The organism is Pseudomonas sp. LG1E9, from assembly GCF_003290225.1.
Taxonomy (GTDB): Bacteria; Pseudomonadota; Gammaproteobacteria; order Pseudomonadales; family Pseudomonadaceae; genus Aquipseudomonas; species Aquipseudomonas cyclaminis.
Window position 1 is genome coordinate 1,478,366 of sequence record NZ_CP029983.1, and the last position, 18,542, is coordinate 1,496,907.

11 protein-coding genes, 2 tRNA genes and 3 rRNA genes are annotated in these 18,542 nt (G+C 56.8%); 10 read left to right on the forward strand and 6 right to left on the reverse strand.

The window, feature by feature from the left end; all coding sequences use genetic code 11:
- Nucleotides 1-24: 24 nt before the first annotated feature.
- The 6 genes from DNK50_RS06915 to DNK50_RS06940 all read right to left on the reverse strand — a co-directional run bounded on the left by DNK50_RS06915 (nucleotide 25) and on the right by DNK50_RS06940 (nucleotide 6,024).
- Nucleotides 25-1,383, reverse strand: coding sequence for an 8-oxoguanine deaminase (locus DNK50_RS06915; protein ID WP_099583556.1), 1,359 nt, complete (start codon nucleotides 1,381-1,383; stop codon nucleotides 25-27).
- A gap of 152 nt (nucleotides 1,384-1,535) precedes the next feature.
- Complete coding sequence (locus DNK50_RS06920) at nucleotides 1,536-2,222, reverse strand: SDR family oxidoreductase (RefSeq protein WP_112193278.1); 687 nt, start codon at nucleotides 2,220-2,222, stop codon at nucleotides 1,536-1,538.
- A 57-nt stretch (nucleotides 2,223-2,279) separates the two neighbouring features.
- Nucleotides 2,280-2,861, reverse strand: a complete 582-nt coding sequence (locus DNK50_RS06925; protein ID WP_112193280.1) for a YigZ family protein — start codon at nucleotides 2,859-2,861, stop codon at nucleotides 2,280-2,282.
- A 12-nt stretch (nucleotides 2,862-2,873) separates the two neighbouring features.
- Nucleotides 2,874-3,533, reverse strand: a complete 660-nt coding sequence (locus DNK50_RS06930) for a TetR/AcrR family transcriptional regulator (protein WP_112193281.1) — start codon at nucleotides 3,531-3,533, stop codon at nucleotides 2,874-2,876.
- A gap of 87 nt (nucleotides 3,534-3,620) precedes the next feature.
- The gene (locus tag DNK50_RS06935) at nucleotides 3,621-5,015 is read right to left on the reverse strand and encodes a uracil-xanthine permease family protein (RefSeq protein ID WP_112193283.1); all 1,395 of its coding nucleotides are present in this window, start codon (nucleotides 5,013-5,015) and stop codon (nucleotides 3,621-3,623) included.
- A gap of 88 nt (nucleotides 5,016-5,103) precedes the next feature.
- Complete coding sequence (locus DNK50_RS06940; protein ID WP_112193285.1) at nucleotides 5,104-6,024, reverse strand: LysR family transcriptional regulator; 921 nt, start codon at nucleotides 6,022-6,024, stop codon at nucleotides 5,104-5,106.
- Between the two features lie 125 nt (nucleotides 6,025-6,149).
- Between DNK50_RS06940 and DNK50_RS06945 the strand changes: the two genes are divergently transcribed.
- The 10 genes from DNK50_RS06945 to DNK50_RS06995 all read left to right on the forward strand — a co-directional run bounded on the left by DNK50_RS06945 (nucleotide 6,150) and on the right by DNK50_RS06995 (nucleotide 18,532).
- Nucleotides 6,150-7,499 (forward strand): aspartate aminotransferase family protein, encoded by a 1,350-nt coding sequence (locus tag DNK50_RS06945; protein ID WP_032887096.1) that lies wholly within the window; start codon nucleotides 6,150-6,152, stop codon nucleotides 7,497-7,499.
- A gap of 39 nt (nucleotides 7,500-7,538) precedes the next feature.
- Entirely contained in the window at nucleotides 7,539-9,032 is a 1,494-nt protein-coding gene (locus DNK50_RS06950) for a CoA-acylating methylmalonate-semialdehyde dehydrogenase (protein ID WP_112193287.1), read from the forward strand.
- A gap of 571 nt (nucleotides 9,033-9,603) precedes the next feature.
- Nucleotides 9,604-11,140 (forward strand): 16S ribosomal RNA (locus DNK50_RS06960).
- Between the two features lie 83 nt (nucleotides 11,141-11,223).
- Nucleotides 11,224-11,300 (forward strand) — tRNA-Ile (locus DNK50_RS06965).
- 30 nt (nucleotides 11,301-11,330) lie between these two features.
- Nucleotides 11,331-11,406: transfer RNA gene (locus tag DNK50_RS06970), tRNA-Ala, on the forward strand.
- A 247-nt stretch (nucleotides 11,407-11,653) separates the two neighbouring features.
- Nucleotides 11,654-14,545 (forward strand): 23S ribosomal RNA (locus DNK50_RS06975).
- Nucleotides 14,546-14,696: 151 nt separating this feature from the next.
- Nucleotides 14,697-14,812, forward strand: a 5S ribosomal RNA gene (gene rrf / locus DNK50_RS06980).
- The 16S, 23S and 5S rRNA genes sit together here with 2 tRNA genes alongside, the layout of an rRNA operon.
- 154 nt (nucleotides 14,813-14,966) lie before the next feature.
- Complete coding sequence (locus DNK50_RS06985) at nucleotides 14,967-15,626, forward strand: paraquat-inducible protein A (RefSeq protein WP_112193289.1); 660 nt, start codon at nucleotides 14,967-14,969, stop codon at nucleotides 15,624-15,626.
- Nucleotides 15,613-16,236 (forward strand): paraquat-inducible protein A, encoded by a 624-nt coding sequence (locus tag DNK50_RS06990; protein ID WP_099583896.1) that lies wholly within the window; start codon nucleotides 15,613-15,615, stop codon nucleotides 16,234-16,236. Before DNK50_RS06985 ends, DNK50_RS06990 begins: the two co-directional genes overlap by 14 nt.
- Nucleotides 16,229-18,532, forward strand: a complete 2,304-nt coding sequence (locus DNK50_RS06995; RefSeq protein WP_112193291.1) for a PqiB family protein — start codon at nucleotides 16,229-16,231, stop codon at nucleotides 18,530-18,532. The genes DNK50_RS06990 and DNK50_RS06995 overlap by 8 nt, the downstream gene beginning before the upstream one ends.
- Nucleotides 18,533-18,542: the final 10 nt, after the last annotated feature.

Sequence of the window (18,542 nt, forward strand, 5' to 3'; positions counted from 1 at the left end):
GCCCACCTTTTGAAGTGTGTTTGCTTAGGTTCCGGCGATCAGTTGTCGGGCCGCCTGGGTGTGATCGGCGATCAAGCCTTTCAGGTCCAGCCCTTCCACCTGGCCATCAATGACCCGCCATTTGCCCCCTACCATCACCCGGTCTGCCCGATCCGCACCACACAGCAGCAGCGCCGAAATCGGATCATGGCTGCCGGAGAACCGCAGCTCATCGAGTTTGAACAGCGCCAGGTCGGCCTGTTTGCCGACGGCCAACTCACCAATATCCGTACGCCCCAGCAACTGCGCCGAACCTTTGGTAGCCCAACCGAGCACGCCTTGCGGGGTGATTTTTTCCGCGCCGTAACGCAGGCGCTGGATGTACAGGGCCTGGCGGGTTTCGAGGATCATGTTCGACGCGTCGTTGGAGGCGGAACCGTCCACGCCCAGGCCGATCGGCGCGCCGGCAGCCAGCAGGTCGAGGGTCGGACAGATGCCGGACGCCAGGCGCATATTCGAGCTTGGGCAGTGGCAGATCCCGGTACCGGCGGCGCCGAGGCGGGCAATTTCATCCGGGTTGAAATGAATGCCATGGGCCAGCCAGGTGCGTGGGCCAAGCCAGCCGACGCTGTCGAGGTAATCCACGGTGCGCAGGCCGAAGCGTTGCAGGCAGAAATCTTCTTCGTCGAGGGTTTCCGCCAAGTGGGTGTGCAGGCGCACGTCGAGGCTGTTGGCCAGTTCGGCGCTGGCTTGCATGATTTGCGGGGTGACGGAGAACGGCGAGCAGGGCGCCAGGGCGATCTGGATCTGCGCGCCGTCGCCACGCTCGTGGTATTCGTGGATCAAGCGCTGGCTGTCGTCGAGGATCACTTGGCCTTGTTGCACGGTCTGTTGCGGCGGCAGGCCACCGTCGGCTTCGCCCAGGCTCATGGAGCCTCGGGTGAGCATCGCGCGCATGCCCAGTTCGCGCACACTTTCCACTTGCACATCGATGGCATTTTCCAGGCCGTCGGGGAACAGATAGTGGTGGTCGGCCGCAGTGGTGCAGCCGGAGAGCAGCAACTCAGCCAGTGCGACCTTGGTGGCCAGGGCGAGCTTTTCCGGGGTCAGCCGCGCCCACACCGGGTACAGGGTTTTCAGCCAGGGAAACAACGGCTGGTTGACCACTGGCGCCCAGGCGCGGGTGAGGGTCTGATAGAAGTGATGGTGGGTGTTGATCAACCCCGGCAGGACCACATGCTCGCGGGCATCGAACACCTCGGCACAGGGCTGTGCGGGTGCTTGCCCCTGGGCCAGCACTTCGGTGATCACACCGTCTTGCAGCACCAGGCCGCCACGGGCATCGAGGCCATTGGCAGTGAAAATCGCGAGGGGGTTTTTTAACCAGATACGGGTCGCAGGCATTGGCCGGCTCCTCTGAATGATGGGTTCAGGTTTGCCAGCTCAGTGTTGCCCTGTCTGCTGATCCAGGGTCGCCCGTGAGGGCGAGCTGGGTAGATTACGTGTAGTTCGGGATCTGGTCTACTCGTAGGAAAAAGACGCTATCAATGGGGTGTTTACCAGGCGATGGTGTCGCCTTTGTAGTCCACGAAGTGGTGGCCGCCTTTACCGGTGTAGGCATTTACCTGATCCACCAGGCCGCGCACGCTGGTGTCGACATCAATGTGCGCGTTTTCGCCGCCCATGTCGGTCTTTACCCAGCCTGGGTGCAGCGACAGCACGGTGAGCTTGTGGTCGCCCAGTTGCGTGATGAAGCTGTTGGTCATGGAGTTGAGCGCGGCCTTGCTGGCCTTGTACAGCGCCAGGTCCGAGCCGTCGGGGATGGTCACGCTGCCCAGCACCGAACTCATGAATGCGAGCACGCCGCTGTCTTTGCGGATCTGTCCGACAAAGCGCTGCGCCAGGTTGATCGGCGCCACGGCGTTGGTGAAAAACAGTTGGCCGACTTCCGCCAGGGTGGCGTGGCCAGGTTCCTGGTTGGCCGGACCTTTGACGCCGGCGTTGACGAAGAGCAGGTCGAAGGTGCGCTCTTTGAGGCGCTGGGCCAGGGCGATCACGGCTTGCTGATCGTCCATGTCGAGTTTTTCGATCTGTACCGGGCCCACGGCTTTCAGGGCATCGGCCTTGCTCGGATCACGTACGGTGGCGGTTACTTCCCAGCCGTCCTGGAGCAGTTGCTTGACCAAGCCAAGGCCCAGCCCGCGCGAGGCGCCGATGATCAGTGCGGTTTTTGGCGTAGACATGAAAAGCTTCCTTTGGAGTCGCGGTTCAGGGGGATTCAGCAAATTACAGTAACAGTTTCAGCGTTGCAGCAGGATACGCCCACGGCTCAGGTCGGCAAGCTGCGCCTGGAGCGTGTCGATGTGCGCTTCAACCAGCGCCAGTTGCAGCTCCACACCGTTGGCGGTGAAGTGTTCCTCCACCACCAGGCCACCGAGTTCAGCCACGCGCAGTTTCACCAGGTTCAACTCGGAGAAACCACAGGCGCAACTCAACGGCACGCGGCTGATCAGTTCGAGGCGCTCGGCATTCTGCAGGCATTTATTCGCACCGCCGCCATAGGCACGGGCGAGGCCGCCGGTGCCCAGTTGGATGCCGCCGTACCAGCGAATCACCAACACGGCGACCTGATCAAAACCCTGGGCTTCGATAGCTGCCAGAATCGGTCGCCCGGCAGTGCCACCGGGTTCGCCGTCGTCACTGCTGCGGTATTGGTCGGCCAGCTTCCAGGCCCAGCAGTTGTGCGTGGCGTTCAGGTCGCTGTGTTGCTCGAAAAATGCCTGGGCGTCCTGTGGGCTGGTGATTGGCGCGGCGAGGGTGATGAAGCGGCTTTTGCGTATTTCTTCACGAAATTCGCAAAGACCGGTGAGCGTGAAAGGCATAAGTGGCTTCGTCTAGAGGGCCGGCTTGATGCCGCAGCCTTTGAGAATGATGTGAATCAGGTTGGTGCCCGCGTCTTCCATGTCTTGCTTGGTCAGCTTGGTGCGACCGGTGACGCGGCAGATCTGCGTGGCGAAGTCGGCGTAGTGCTGGGTGCTGCCCCATAGCAGGAAGATCAGGTGTACCGGGTCGATGGGGTCCATCTTGCCCGCGTCGATCCAGGCCTGGAACACGGCCGCTCGGCCACTGAACCAGGTGCGGTAGTCCTGGCTGAAATATTCGGTGAGGCATTCGCCGCCGCTGATGATTTCCATCGCAAAGATCCGCGAGGCCTGGGGTTGGCGTCGCGAAAACTCCATCTTGGTGCGGATGTAGCGAGAGAGGGCCACGGCCGGGTCGTCCTCGGCGGTCAGCGTGTTGAAGGTGCTGTCCCACAGTTCGAGGATATTGCTGAGCACGGCGATATACAGGCCCAGCTTGTTGGTGAAGTAGTAGTGCAAGTTGGCCTTCGGCAATCCGGCACTGGCAGCAATGGTGTTCATGCTGGTGCCCTTGTAGCCATGGCGCGCGAATTCATCTTCAGCAGCCTGGAGAATCGCTTGTTCGTTCTTTTGCCGAATGCGGCTGGCGGGCTTACCGGCGTGGTTGCTGTGGGCAGGAACTTCGAGGCTCATGGAGATTACCGTGCTGATCGATAGAGACGACGTGTGCACAGATAACCCACCCTCAAGCCTCAGACAAGTCCTGATGCAATAAAACCCTTAAAGCGGTTCCAGTGTGTCGCTTTCCAGCGCGTGGTTTGCGGCAGCTTCAGTTGTCTTGGACTCCGGCAGCAGGAGGCACAGCACGATGGCCGTCAGCCCGCCGCTGGTGATGGCCGAGTCAAACAGGTTCTGCACCAGCGTCGGCATCAGGTGCAGCAAGTTCGGTTGCGCGGCGATGCCCAGGCCGACGCCAAACGACGTGGCGATGATCAGCATGCTGCGGCGGTCCAGCGGCGCCTGGGCAAGGATGCGCACGCCTGCGGCCGCCACACTGCCGAACATCACCAGGGTCGCGCCGCCCAATACGGGTTTGGGGATTTGCTGCAACACCGCGCCAATCAACGGAAACAAGCCGAGGCAAAACAGCACCACGCCTATATATAAGCCAACGTAACGGCTGGCGACGCCGGTGAGTTGGATCACGCCGTTGTTCTGAGCAAAGGTGGTGTTGGGGAAGGCGCTGAAGGTGGCGGCGATCATGCAGCTCACACCATCACCCAGCACGCCACCCTTGAGTCGGCTTATATAAGAAGGGCCGCTGATGGGCTGGCGCGCGATCATGCAGTTGGCGGTGAGGTCGCCGACCGTTTCGATGCTGCTGATCAGGTAAATCAGCGCGATCGGTAGGAAAGCGCTCCAGTCGAAGTTGAAGCCAAAGCGAAAAGGTATTGGCAGACTCATCAGAGGCACGTCTGGCAGGGCTTGGGGCACCAATTTTCCGCTGAACCAGGCCGCGAGGCTGCCAAGCGCGAGGCCGATGATGATGGCCGAGAGCCGCACCCACGGCGTGTTGGAGCGGTTGAGCAGGATGATCGTCAGCACCACGAACAGGCCCAACGCAAGGTTGGTGGGCGCACCGAAATCCGCTGCATTGAAGCCACCGCCGAGGTCGGTGATACCCACTTTGATCAGGCTGATGCCGATGAGCGTGATGACAATCCCGGTCACCAACGGCGTGATGACTCGGCGTAGTTGGCCGATAAAACGGCTCAGCACGATCTGCACCACGGCACCGAAAAAGCACACGCCGAAGATCATCGCCATGATGTCTTCCGGGCTGCCGCCGCGTTGTTTCACCAGGAAACCCGCCGACAGCACCGCGCCAAGAAAGGCAAAGCTGGTGCCTTGCAGGCAGATCATCCCCGCGCCGATGCCAAATGGCCTGCGCGCCTGGATGAACGTGCCGACACCGGAAACCATCAACGCCATGCTGATCAGGTAGGGCAGATGGGCGGTCAGGCCCAGGGTGGAGCCGATGATCAGTGGCGGGGTGATGATGCCGACAAACGCCGCCAGCACATGTTGCAGTGCGGCCAAAAAGGCTGGCGCCGGTTTGGGACGGTCGTTGAGGCCGTAGATCAGGTCGCTGGGGCTGCTAGATTCTGGTGGCATGGCGGGTTAACTCAAGGCGGATGGTTCATGTTCCATCTGTCCTTGCAAAAAGCTGTCCAGTTGCTCAGCTTTTAGCGTAAGCCCCGTGCTAGCGCGTTGTGGCCAGACCGTCGAGGAAGCTTTCCAGCACCAAATGAGGGCGACGTCCCTTGCGGGTGACCGATGCGAGGCTTAAATCGTAAAAACGTGTAGCCGATTTCAGCGCGCGCAGTCGGCCTTGTTGCACCCACAGGCTGGCGTAGTGGTCGGGCAAGTAACCGATGTAACGGCCGGTGAGAATCAGGAACGCCATGCCTTCGCGGTCCGAGGCGCTGGCGGTGCAGTTAAGGGCTTGGTAATGGGCCTGGATTTCAGCAGGCAGGCGGAAGGTCGGTGCGATGGCGTCCTGGCTGTCGATGCGCTCGTCGTCCAATTGCTTGTCGTCGGCGTAAAACAGCGGGTGGCCGACTGCGCAGTAGAGCAGCGAGCGTTCGCTATATAACGGTTGGTACTCCAATCCGGAGAGGGCGCTGGCCTGTGGCACTACACCGACATGCAGGCGACCGTCGAGTACGCCTTGTTCGACCTCATTGGGGGCAATCATGCGGATCTGGATCTGCACGTCCGGGCCGCGTTCCTTTAATTGGGCCAGGGCGTGAGTAATGCGCATATGGGGCAGGGTGACGAGGTTGTCGGTAAGGCCGATGATCAACTCTCCGCGCAAATGCTGGTGCAGGCCGTTGACCTCGGTGCGGAAACTTTCCAGCGCACTCAAGAGTTGCAGGGCCGATTGATAAACCTCGCGGCCCTCTTCCGTCAGGGAAAAACCTGCGCGGCCGCGTTGGCACAGACGTAATCCGAGACGCTGTTCAAGGTCGCTCATTTGCTGGCTGATGGCCGAGCGCCCGATGCCGAGTACGGTTTCCGCCGCCGAGAACCCACCGCACTCCACCACACTGCGAAAGATGCGCAGCAGACGAATATCAAAGTCGCTGACTTGGGCCAGGGGATCGGGTCGACGGCTGCTCATAGTTTAGTGAAGGCCTGACTGAAGGTTAGAAGAGTTGAATTTCACCGACTTTATCGCCATGGCAATTTAGCTGCAAGAACGCTTTTCAATCCCGACGCTGCCTTTTGCCCTGCGAGGTTTTGCTGATGAACATGCCCGAAAACGCCCCATCGTCCCTGGCCAGCCAATTGAAGTTGGACGCGCACTGGATGCCCTACACTGCCAACCGCAACTTCCAGCGAGACCCGCGTTTGATCGTGGCCGCCGAAGGCAGCTGGTTGACCGATGACAAGGGCCGCAAGGTGTACGACTCGCTGTCAGGCTTGTGGACGTGCGGCGCAGGGCACACGCGTAAGGAAATCCAGGAAGCGGTCGCCAAGCAATTGGGCACCTTGGACTACTCCCCCGGGTTCCAGTACGGTCATCCGTTGTCCTTCCAGCTGGCGGAAAAGATTACCGACTTGACCCCAGGCAACCTGAATCATGTGTTCTTCACCGACTCCGGTTCCGAGTGCGCTGATACGGCGGTGAAGATGGTGCGTGCTTACTGGCGCCTGAAAGGCCAGGCCACCAAGACCAAGATGATCGGCCGCGCCCGTGGTTATCACGGTGTGAACATCGCAGGCACTAGCCTGGGCGGTGTCAACGGCAACCGTAAGATGTTTGGCCAGGCGATGATGGATGTCGACCATCTGCCGCACACCTTGCTGGCGAGCAATGCGTTCTCCCGTGGTATGCCTGAGCTGGGTGGCATCGCGTTGGCCGATGAGCTGCTCAAGCTGATCGAACTGCATGACGCGTCCAACATCGCGGCAGTGTTTGTCGAGCCGATGGCTGGCTCCGCGGGCGTGCTGGTGCCACCGCAGGGTTATCTCAAGCGCCTGCGTGAAATCTGCGATCAGCACAATATCCTGCTGGTGTTCGACGAAGTGATCACCGGTTTCGGCCGTACCGGCTCGATGTTTGGCGCCGACAGCTTTGGCGTGACCCCGGACCTGATGTGCATCGCCAAGCAAGTCACCAACGGCGCGATTCCAATGGGCGCGGTGATTGCCAGCAGCGAGATCTATCAGACCTTCATGAACCAGGCGACGCCTGAGTACGCGGTGGAATTCCCCCACGGCTATACCTACTCGGCGCACCCCGTCGCTTGCGCGGCTGGCTTGGCGGCACTCGACCTGTTGCAGAAGGAAAACCTGGTGCAGAGCGTAGCCGAAGTCGCTCCGCACTTTGAGAATGCGCTGCACGGCTTGAAGGGCAGCAAGAACGTGATCGACATTCGTAACTATGGCCTGGCCGGTGCGATCCAAATTGCCCCGCGTGACGGTGATGCCATCGTGCGTCCATTCGAGGCCGGCATGGCCTTGTGGAAAGCCGGTTTCTACGTGCGTTTTGGTGGTGACACTCTGCAGTTCGGGCCAACCTTCAACAGCAAGCCGCAGGACCTGGACCGCCTGTTTGATGCGGTCGGCGAAGTGCTGAACAAGATCGACTGATTTCTCCTTCTATATAGAACAACTTTTCAGGAGTCCTGCATGAGCCTTATCCAGCATTTGATCAACGGTGAGTTGGTCAACGACAGCGGTCGCAGTGCCGACGTGTACAACCCGTCCACCGGCCAGGTGATTCACCAGGTGCCGTTGGCCAGCCGTGAAACCATTCAACAGGCGATCGACTCAGCCAAAGTCGCATTCCCGGCTTGGCGCAATACGCCGCCGGCCAAGCGTGCCCAAGTGATGTTTCGTTTCAAGCAGTTGCTGGAGCAGAACGAAGCGCGCATCTCGCAGTTGATCAGCGAGGAGCATGGCAAGACCCTGGAAGACGCGGCGGGTGAGTTGAAGCGCGGTATCGAGAACGTTGAGTACGCGTGCTCGGCGCCGGAGATTCTGAAGGGCGAGTACAGCCGCAACGTGGGTCCGAACATTGATGCCTGGTCGGACTTCCAGCCTTTGGGCGTGGTGGCGGGTATTACGCCGTTCAACTTCCCGGCGATGGTGCCGCTTTGGATGTATCCGCTGGCAATCGTGTGCGGTAACTGTTTCATCCTGAAACCTTCTGAGCGTGATCCCAGTTCGACGTTGTTGATTGCGCAATTGTTGCAGGAAGCCGGCCTGCCTAAGGGTGTGTTGAGTGTGGTGCATGGCGACAAGGGCGCGGTGGATGCGCTGATTGAGGCGCCGGAAGTGAAGGCGCTGAGTTTTGTGGGATCGACGCCGATTGCCGAGTACATCTACTCCGAAGCGACCAAGCGCGGAAAACGCGTACAGGCGCTGGGTGGGGCGAAGAACCATGCGGTGCTGATGCCGGATGCGGATCTGGATAACGCAGTCAGTGCCTTGATGGGCGCGGCATATGGTTCTTGCGGTGAGCGTTGCATGGCGATCTCGGTGGCGGTGTGCGTGGGTGACCAGGTTGCGGATGCATTGATCGCCAAGTTGGTGCCGCAGATCAAGGCGCTGAAGATTGGCGCTGGCACGACCTGTGGGTTGGATATGGGGCCGCTGGTGACAGGGCAGGCTCGGGATAAGGTCAGCGGCTATATAGAAGACGGTGTGGCTTCGGGGGCGGAGCTTGTGGTTGATGGCCGTGGATTGAGCATTGCCGGGAATGAAGAGGGCTTCTTCCTCGGTGGCAGCCTGTTTGACCGTGTGACGCCTGAGATGCGTATCTATAAGGAGGAGATATTCGGGCCTGTGTTGTGCGTGGTGCGGGTGAGCAGTTTGGAAGCGGCGATGCAACTGATCAACGACCACGAATATGGCAACGGGACGTGTATCTTCACGCGTGATGGTGAAGCGGCTCGTCTGTTCTGTGATGAGATTGAAGTGGGCATGGTTGGGGTGAACGTTCCACTTCCAGTGCCGGTGGCTTATCACAGCTTTGGTGGCTGGAAGCGCTCGCTGTTTGGCGACCTGCATGCCTATGGGCCGGACGGGGTGCGTTTCTATACCCGTCGCAAGGCAATTACCCAGCGTTGGCCGCAGCGGGCGAGCCATGAAGCGTCGCAGTTCGCTTTCCCTAGCCTGTAAGGCTTGGTAGGCGCAAAGCCGGCCCCCGGGGCCGGCTTTTGCGTTTCAGGGGCATTTTTGACTTATATGACAGAAATATGAAAAAGAAGGTTGACGCCAGATTCTGGAAGCCTATAATTCGCCCCACTTCCGGCGCAGTTGAAACGGAAAACTCCTTGATAAACAATGAGTTACGCATTTTTCGGCAGCAGGTCGCTTCAGTTCATCGAAGCCAAAAGGAAGTTGAAAAAGAGGTGTTGACAGCAGCGTGTAACGCTGTAGAATTCGCCTCCCGCTGATGAGAGATCTGAAGCGCAAGTGGTTGAAGTTGTTGAAGAAATCTTCGAAAGCTTCTGAAAATAATCACTTGACAGCAAATGAGGCTGCTGTAGAATGCGCGCCTCGGTTGAGACGAAAGATCTTAACCAACCGCTCTTTAACAACTGAATCAAGCAATTCGTGTGGGTGCTTGTGGAGTCAGACTGATAGTCAACAAGATTATCAGCATCACAAGTTACTCCGCGAGAAATCAAAGATGTAACCAACGATTGCTGAGCCAAGTTTAGGGTTTCTTAAAAACCCAAAGATGTTTGAACTGAAGAGTTTGATCATGGCTCAGATTGAACGCTGGCGGCAGGCCTAACACATGCAAGTCGAGCGGTAGAGAGAAGCTTGCTTCTCTTGAGAGCGGCGGACGGGTGAGTAATGCCTAGGAATCTGCCTGGTAGTGGGGGATAACGTTCGGAAACGGACGCTAATACCGCATACGTCCTACGGGAGAAAGCAGGGGACCTTCGGGCCTTGCGCTATCAGATGAGCCTAGGTCGGATTAGCTAGTTGGTGGGGTAATGGCTCACCAAGGCGACGATCCGTAACTGGTCTGAGAGGATGATCAGTCACACTGGAACTGAGACACGGTCCAGACTCCTACGGGAGGCAGCAGTGGGGAATATTGGACAATGGGCGAAAGCCTGATCCAGCCATGCCGCGTGTGTGAAGAAGGTCTTCGGATTGTAAAGCACTTTAAGTTGGGAGGAAGGGCAGTTACCTAATACGTGATTGTTTTGACGTTACCGACAGAATAAGCACCGGCTAACTCTGTGCCAGCAGCCGCGGTAATACAGAGGGTGCAAGCGTTAATCGGAATTACTGGGCGTAAAGCGCGCGTAGGTGGTTTGTTAAGTTGGATGTGAAATCCCCGGGCTCAACCTGGGAACTGCATTCAAAACTGACTGACTAGAGTATGGTAGAGGGTGGTGGAATTTCCTGTGTAGCGGTGAAATGCGTAGATATAGGAAGGAACACCAGTGGCGAAGGCGACCACCTGGACTGATACTGACACTGAGGTGCGAAAGCGTGGGGAGCAAACAGGATTAGATACCCTGGTAGTCCACGCCGTAAACGATGTCAACTAGCCGTTGGGAGCCTTGAGCTCTTAGTGGCGCAGCTAACGCATTAAGTTGACCGCCTGGGGAGTACGGCCGCAAGGTTAAAACTCAAATGAATTGACGGGGGCCCGCACAAGCGGTGGAGCATGTGGTTTAATTCGAAGCAACGCGAAGAACCTTACCAGGCCTTGACATCCAATGAACTTTCTAGAGATAGATTGGTGCCTTCGGGAACATTGAGACAGGTGCTGCATGGCTGTCGTCAGCTCGTGTCGTGAGATGTTGGGTTAAGTCCCGTAACGAGCGCAACCCTTGTCCTTAGTTACCAGCACGTAATGGTGGGCACTCTAAGGAGACTGCCGGTGACAAACCGGAGGAAGGTGGGGATGACGTCAAGTCATCATGGCCCTTACGGCCTGGGCTACACACGTGCTACAATGGTCGGTACAGAGGGTTGCCAAGCCGCGAGGTGGAGCTAATCCCATAAAACCGATCGTAGTCCGGATCGCAGTCTGCAACTCGACTGCGTGAAGTCGGAATCGCTAGTAATCGCGAATCAGAATGTCGCGGTGAATACGTTCCCGGGCCTTGTACACACCGCCCGTCACACCATGGGAGTGGGTTGCACCAGAAGTAGCTAGTCTAACCTTCGGGAGGACGGTTACCACGGTGTGATTCATGACTGGGGTGAAGTCGTAACAAGGTAGCCGTAGGGGAACCTGCGGCTGGATCACCTCCTTAATCGACGACATCAGCTGCTCCATAAGTTCCCACACGAATTGCTTGATTCATTGAAGAAGACGATAAAGAAGCAGCCCGAAATTGGGTCTGTAGCTCAGTTGGTTAGAGCGCACCCCTGATAAGGGTGAGGTCGGCAGTTCGAATCTGCCCAGACCCACCAATTTTGTGTGGGAAACGCCTGTAGAAATACGGGGCCATAGCTCAGCTGGGAGAGCGCCTGCCTTGCACGCAGGAGGTCAACGGTTCGATCCCGTTTGGCTCCACCACTACTGCTTCTGTTTGTTGAAAGCTTAGAAATGAGCATTCCATTGTGATGATGGTGAATGTTGATTTCTAGTCTTTGATTAGATCGTTCTTTAAAAATTTGGGTATGTGATAGAAAGATAGACTGAACGTTACTTTCACTGGTAACGGATCAGGCTAAGGTAAAATTTGTGAGTTCTCTTAATTGAGAAATTCGAATTTTCGGCGAATGTTGTCTTCACAGTATAACCAGATTGCTTGGGGTTATATGGTCAAGTGAAGAAGCGCATACGGTGGATGCCTTGGCAGTCAGAGGCGATGAAAGACGTGGTAGCCTGCGAAAAGCTTCGGGGAGTCGGCAAACAGACTTTGATCCGGAGATGTCTGAATGGGGGAACCCAGCCATCATAAGATGGTTATCTTACGCTGAATACATAGGCGTAAGAGGCGAACCAGGGGAACTGAAACATCTAAGTACCCTGAGGAAAAGAAATCAACCGAGATTCCCTTAGTAGTGGCGAGCGAACGGGGACTAGCCCTTAAGTGGCTTTGAGATTAGCGGAACGCTCTGGAAAGTGCGGCCATAGTGGGTGATAGCCCTGTACGCGAAAATCTCTTAGTCATGAAATCGAGTAGGACGGAGCACGAGAAACTTTGTCTGAATATGGGGGGACCATCCTCCAAGGCTAAATACTACTGACTGACCGATAGTGAACTAGTACCGTGAGGGAAAGGCGAAAAGAACCCCGGAGAGGGGAGTGAAATAGATCCTGAAACCGTATGCGTACAAGCAGTGGGAGCCCACTTTGTTGGGTGACTGCGTACCTTTTGTATAATGGGTCAGCGACTTATTTTCAGTGGCGAGCTTAACCGAATAGGGGAGGCGTAGCGAAAGCGAGTCTTAATAGGGCGTCTAGTCGCTGGGAATAGACCCGAAACCGGGCGATCTATCCATGGGCAGGTTGAAGGTTGGGTAACACTAACTGGAGGACCGAACCGACTACCGTTGAAAAGTTAGCGGATGACCTGTGGATCGGAGTGAAAGGCTAATCAAGCTCGGAGATAGCTGGTTCTCCTCGAAAGCTATTTAGGTAGCGCCTCATGTATCACTGTAGGGGGTAGAGCACTGTTTCGGCTAGGGGGTCATCCCGACTTACCAAACCGATGCAAACTCCGAATACCTACAAGTGCCGAGCATGGGAGACACACGGCGGGTGCTAACGTCCGTCGTGAAAAGGGAAACAACCCAGACCGTCAGCTAAGGTCCCAAAGTTATGGTTAAGTGGGAAACGATGTGGGAAGGCTTAGACAGCTAGGAGGTTGGCTTAGAAGCAGCCACCCTTTAAAGAAAGCGTAATAGCTCACTAGTCGAGTCGGCCTGCGCGGAAGATGTAACGGGGCTCAAACCATACACCGAAGCTACGGGTATCACGTAAGTGATGCGGTAGAGGAGCGTTCTGTAAGCCTGTGAAGGTGAGTTGAGAAGCTTGCTGGAGGTATCAGAAGTGCGAATGCTGACATGAGTAACGACAATGGGTGTGAAAAACACCCACGCCGAAAGACCAAGGTTTCCTGCGCAACGTTAATCGACGCAGGGTTAGTCGGTCCCTAAGGCGAGGCTGAAAAGCGTAGTCGATGGAAAACAGGTTAATATTCCTGTACTTCTGGTTATTGCGATGGAGGGACGGAGAAGGCTAGGCCAGCTTGGCGTTGGTTGTCCAAGTTTAAGGTGGTAGGCTGAGATCTTAGGTAAATCCGGGATCTTAAGGCCGAGAGCTGATGACGAGCTAACTTTTAGTTAGCGAAGTGGTTGATGCCATGCTTCCAAGAAAAGCTTCTAAGCTTCAGGTAACCAGGAACCGTACCCCAAACCGACACAGGTGGTTGGGTAGAGAATACCAAGGCGCTTGAGAGAACTCGGGTGAAGGAACTAGGCAAAATGGCACCGTAACTTCGGGAGAAGGTGCGCCGGTGAGGGTGAAGGACTTGCTCCGTAAGCTCATGCCGGTCGAAGATACCAGGCCGCTGCGACTGTTTATTAAAAACACAGCACTCTGCAAACACGAAAGTGGACGTATAGGGTGTGACGCCTGCCCGGTGCCGGAAGGTTAATTGATGGGGTTAGCTAACGCGAAGCTCTTGATCGAAGCCCCGGTAAACGGCGGCCGTAACTATAACGGTCCTAAGGTAGCGAAATTCCTTGTCGGGTAAGTTCCGACCTGCACGAATGGCGTAACGATGGCGGCGCTGTCTCCACCCGAGACTCAGTGAAATTGAAATCGCTGTGAAGATGCAGTGTATCCGCGGCTAGACGGAAAGACCCCGTGAACCTTTACTATAGCTTTGCACTGGACTTTGAATTTGCTTGTGTAGGATAGGTGGGAGGCTTTGAAGCGTGGACGCCAGTCTGCGTGGAGCCAACCTTGAAATACCACCCTGGCAACTTTGAGGTTCTAACTCAGGTCCGTTATCCGGATCGAGGACAGTGTATGGTGGGTAGTTTGACTGGGGCGGTCTCCTCCTAAAGAGTAACGGAGGAGTACGAAGGTGCGCTCAGACCGGTCGGAAATCGGTCGTAGAGTATAAAGGCAAAAGCGCGCTTGACTGCGAGACAGACACGTCGAGCAGGTACGAAAGTAGGTCTTAGTGATCCGGTGGTTCTGTATGGAAGGGCCATCGCTCAACGGATAAAAGGTACTCCGGGGATAACAGGCTGATACCGCCCAAGAGTTCATATCGACGGCGGTGTTTGGCACCTCGATGTCGGCTCATCACATCCTGGGGCTGAAGCCGGTCCCAAGGGTATGGCTGTTCGCCATTTAAAGTGGTACGCGAGCTGGGTTTAGAACGTCGTGAGACAGTTCGGTCCCTATCTGCCGTGGACGTTTGAGATTTGAGAGGGGCTGCTCCTAGTACGAGAGGACCGGAGTGGACGAACCTCTGGTGTTCCGGTTGTCACGCCAGTGGCATTGCCGGGTAGCTATGTTCGGAATAGATAACCGCTGAAAGCATCTAAGCGGGAAACTAGCCTCAAGATGAGATCTCACTGGAACCTTGAGTTCCCTGAAGGGCCGTCGAAGACTACGACGTTGATAGGTTGGGTGTGTAAGCGCTGTGAGGCGTTGAGCTAACCAATACTAATTGCCCGTGAGGCTTGACCATATAACACCCAAGCAATTTGCGTCGAAAGGCCAGATTGCGGTGTGTGAAGACGAGATGAACCGAAAGTTCGACGCTCACAAAACACCGAAAGCTATCACATACCCAATTTGCTGAAGCGAGGCCAACAGGTCACGAGTCAGTACCCGAATTTCTTGACGACCATAGAGCATTGGAACCACCTGATCCCATCCCGAACTCAGTAGTGAAACGATGCATCGCCGATGGTAGTGTGGGGTTTCCCCATGTGAGAGTAGGTCATCGTCAAGATTAAATTCCAGAACCCCTGTTTGCTAACGCAAACAGGGGTTTTGTTTTGGGCGGTCGGAAAGCGCGGTTAGACCCACGACAAATTTGCACAGTTATTTCTGAGCCAGACCACTAGAATAGGTACCTAACCTTTTTTAGAGCCAGAGCCCTATTTATGCCCGATCCGGTTGATGCCCTTGAGGTGTCGGATTTACCACTGGACGACGTGGTGGCATGCCATGAGTGCGACTTACTGATGCGCAAACCCGTGCTCGCCCTTGGCGAAAAAGCCCAATGCCCGCGTTGCGGTTACGAGCTGTACGCTCACCGCCACAATGTCGTTGAGCGTAGTCTTGCCCTGGTACTCGCCGCGCTGTTGCTGTACATCCCCGCAAACTTTCTCCCCATCATGCAGCTCAATCTACTCGGGCAGTCCTCTGAGGACACCGTGTGGAGTGGCGTAGTCGGCCTATTTGATACTGGTATGCAAGGCGTTGCTGCCGTGGTGTTTCTATGCAGCATGGGCATTCCCTTGCTCAAGTTGCTCTGCCAATTGGCGGTGTTGCTCAGTATTCGTTGGAAAGTCGGCCGCAGTTACGGCTTATTGTTGTACCGCATCTACCACCACATGAAAGATTGGGGAATGTTGGAGGTCTACTTGATGGGCGTGCTGGTGGCAATTGTAAAACTTGCCGACATGGCCGCCATCACGATTGGTCTCGGTTTGGTCTGCTTCGTCAGTCTATTAATGGTTCAGGTTCTGCTTGAGGTGGTGATGTCGCCGCACCAGATCTGGCAAGCCCTGTCGGGAGAGGATGATCATGCGGGCGATTGATGCGGGCATTCTGATTTGTACCGAATGCCACGAGTTGAACAAGCAGGAAGCAGATACCGATGAGCAAATCTGCTCCCGTTGCGGTGCGCTGATCCATGCCCGTCGCCCCAACAGCCTCGCGCGCACGTGGTCTTTGCTGATCACCGCCGCGATTTTGTACATCCCCGCCAACCTGTTGCCGATCATGACGATCAACTCATTGGGTCAGGGTGACCCCAGCACCATCATGGCAGGTGTGATTCAACTGGTGCAGCACGGTATGTTTCCCATCGCAGCCGTGGTATTTATCGCCAGTATCCTGGTGCCCACATTCAAGCTGGTTGGCATTGGCCTGCTGCTGTTCTCGGTGCAGCGTCACCAGCCGCTTTCTGCACAGCAACGCATTGTGATGTACCGCTTTATCGAATTCATTGGGCGCTGGTCCATGTTGGATATCTTCGTGATCGCCATCCTTGTGGCGGTCGTAAACTTTGGACGGCTTGCCAGCGTCGAGGCCAACCTCGGTGCTGCGGCGTTCGCCAGTGTGGTGATCTTGACGATGCTTGCCGCTGTAACTTTTGATCCCCGACTGATTTGGGATAACACGGAGTCGGACGACGACCATGAGTGATTTGCCTAAAGCTAAAACCCGTCCAGCTTCCAACTGGTCGGCCATTTGGGTGTTACCCCTGATTGCCCTGATCATCGGCGGCTGGTTGGGATGGCGTGCCTATTCCCAGCAGGGCATTGAGATCCAAGTGCGCTTTGAAAGCGGCGAAGGCATCCAGGTCAACAAGACTGAAGTTGTCTACAAAGGCATGCCAGTGGGTAAGGTCAAAGCCTTGGCCTTGGATGACGAGGGCAATAATCGCGGGGTGATTGCCACCATCGAGATGAACAAGGACGTCGATCAATACCTCAAGACCAACACGCGCTTCTGGCTGGTCAAACCCAGCGTAAGCCTCGCCGGTATCACTGGCTTGGAAACCCTGGTCTCAGGTAACTACATCGCCGCCAGCCCTGGCGATGGCGAACCCACACGTAAATTCAAGGCGCTCTCTGAAGAGCCGCCATTATCCGACGCCAAGCCCGGCCTGCATCTGACCATCAAGGCTGATCGTCTAGGCTCGCTGAACCGTGGCAGCCCTGTCTTCTACAAGCAGATCCAGGTCGGTCAGGTCAAAAGCTACCTGCTGTCCGAGGATCAGAGCACCGTCGAGATCAAGGTCTACATCGAACCGACTTACGCCAACCTGGTGCGCAAACACACGCGTTTCTGGAATGCCAGCGGCATCAGCATCGACGCCAACCTTTCCGGTGTGAAAGTGCGCAGCGAGTCGCTCTCCAGCATCGTCGCCGGCGGTATAGCGTTCGCCACTCCGGAAAATCGAAAAGACAGCCCACCCACCGACCCAAGCCTACCGTTCCGGTTATACGAAGACTTCGACGCCGCCGCGGCTGGCATCAGGGTCAAGGTCAAGCTCACTGACTTCGAAGGCCTGCAAGCTGGGCGTACCCCGGTGATGTACAAAGGCATCCAGGTCGGCAGCCTTAAAACCCTGAAGATCGACCCCGATCTGTCCAGCGCTAACGCCGAGTTGACCCTCGACCCATTGGCCGAAGACTACCTGGTGCAGGACACCCAATTCTGGGTAGTCAAACCGTCCATTTCCCTGGCAGGCATCACCGGTCTGGAAGCTTTGGTAAAAGGTAACTACATCGCCGTCCGTCCTGGCGATAAGGGCAGCGCTCCTCAGCGTGAATACGTCGCCCGCGCCAAAGCACCACCGCTGGACCTGCGCTCTCCGGGCCTGCACATGGTGCTATTCACCGATAACCTTGGCTCCCTGGATGTCGGCAGCCCGATCCTTTACAAGCAGGTCAGAGTCGGTTCGGTACAGAGCTACCAGTTCTCGCGCAAGAACAAGCAACTGGTGATTGGCGTTCACATCGAGAAGGAATACGAAAACCTGGTCAACGGTTCCACGCGTTTCTGGAATGCCAGTGGCGTCACCCTGACCGGTGGCCTCACCGGCGGCATCCAGGTGAAGAGTGAATCCCTCGCCAGCCTGATGGCCGGCGGCATCGCCTTCGAAACGCCACAGCCGAACGTACCCCTGAAGAAGCGCATTCCGCGTTTCCGCTTGTTCGCCGACCGTGAAGCCGCCAACCAGCACGGCACTCTGGTGACCATCAAGGTTGACCGCGCCGATGGCCTGCGCCCAGGCACTGCGGTACGTTTCAAAGGCCTGGATGTCGGCAAGATCGAGAGTGTCGACCTGAGTGCCGATATGCAGTCGGTGCTGCTCAGTGCCCGCATCACCCAGGTGGCGGACCGGATCGCACGTGCCGGTAGCCAGTTCTGGGTGGTCAAGCCGGAGCTCGGCCTGATGAAAACCTCCAACCTGGAAACCCTGGTCACCGGCCAATACATCGAAGTGCAACCCGCAGTAAAAAGCTCGGGGCCGCAAAAGAGTTTCGTCGCCCTGGACCAGCCGCCTGAGGTAGTACACCAAGAGGAAGGTCTGAGCCTCACGCTCAGCGCCGCACGCCGTGGCTCGTTGAAGGAAGGTGTGCCTGTGACTTACCGTGAGGTTACCGTGGGCAAAGTTACGGGCTACGAGTTGGGCCAAACCGCTGACCGCGTGCTGATCCACATCCTCATCGAACCCAAGTACGCATCGCTGGTGCGCGGTGGCAGTCGTTTCTGGAATACCAGTGGCTTCGGTCTCGACTTCGGCCTCTTCAAAGGCGCCACCGTACGGACTGAGTCCTTGGAGACGCTGGTTGCCGGCGGCATCGCCTTCGCCACGCCAGACGGCGAGCGGATGGGTAACGCTGCGCGGCCACAGCAGACCTTCCCGTTGTTTGATAAGTTTGAAGATGAATGGCTGACCTGGGCGCCTAAAATTCCGCTCGGCAAGTAGACCCAGGCGC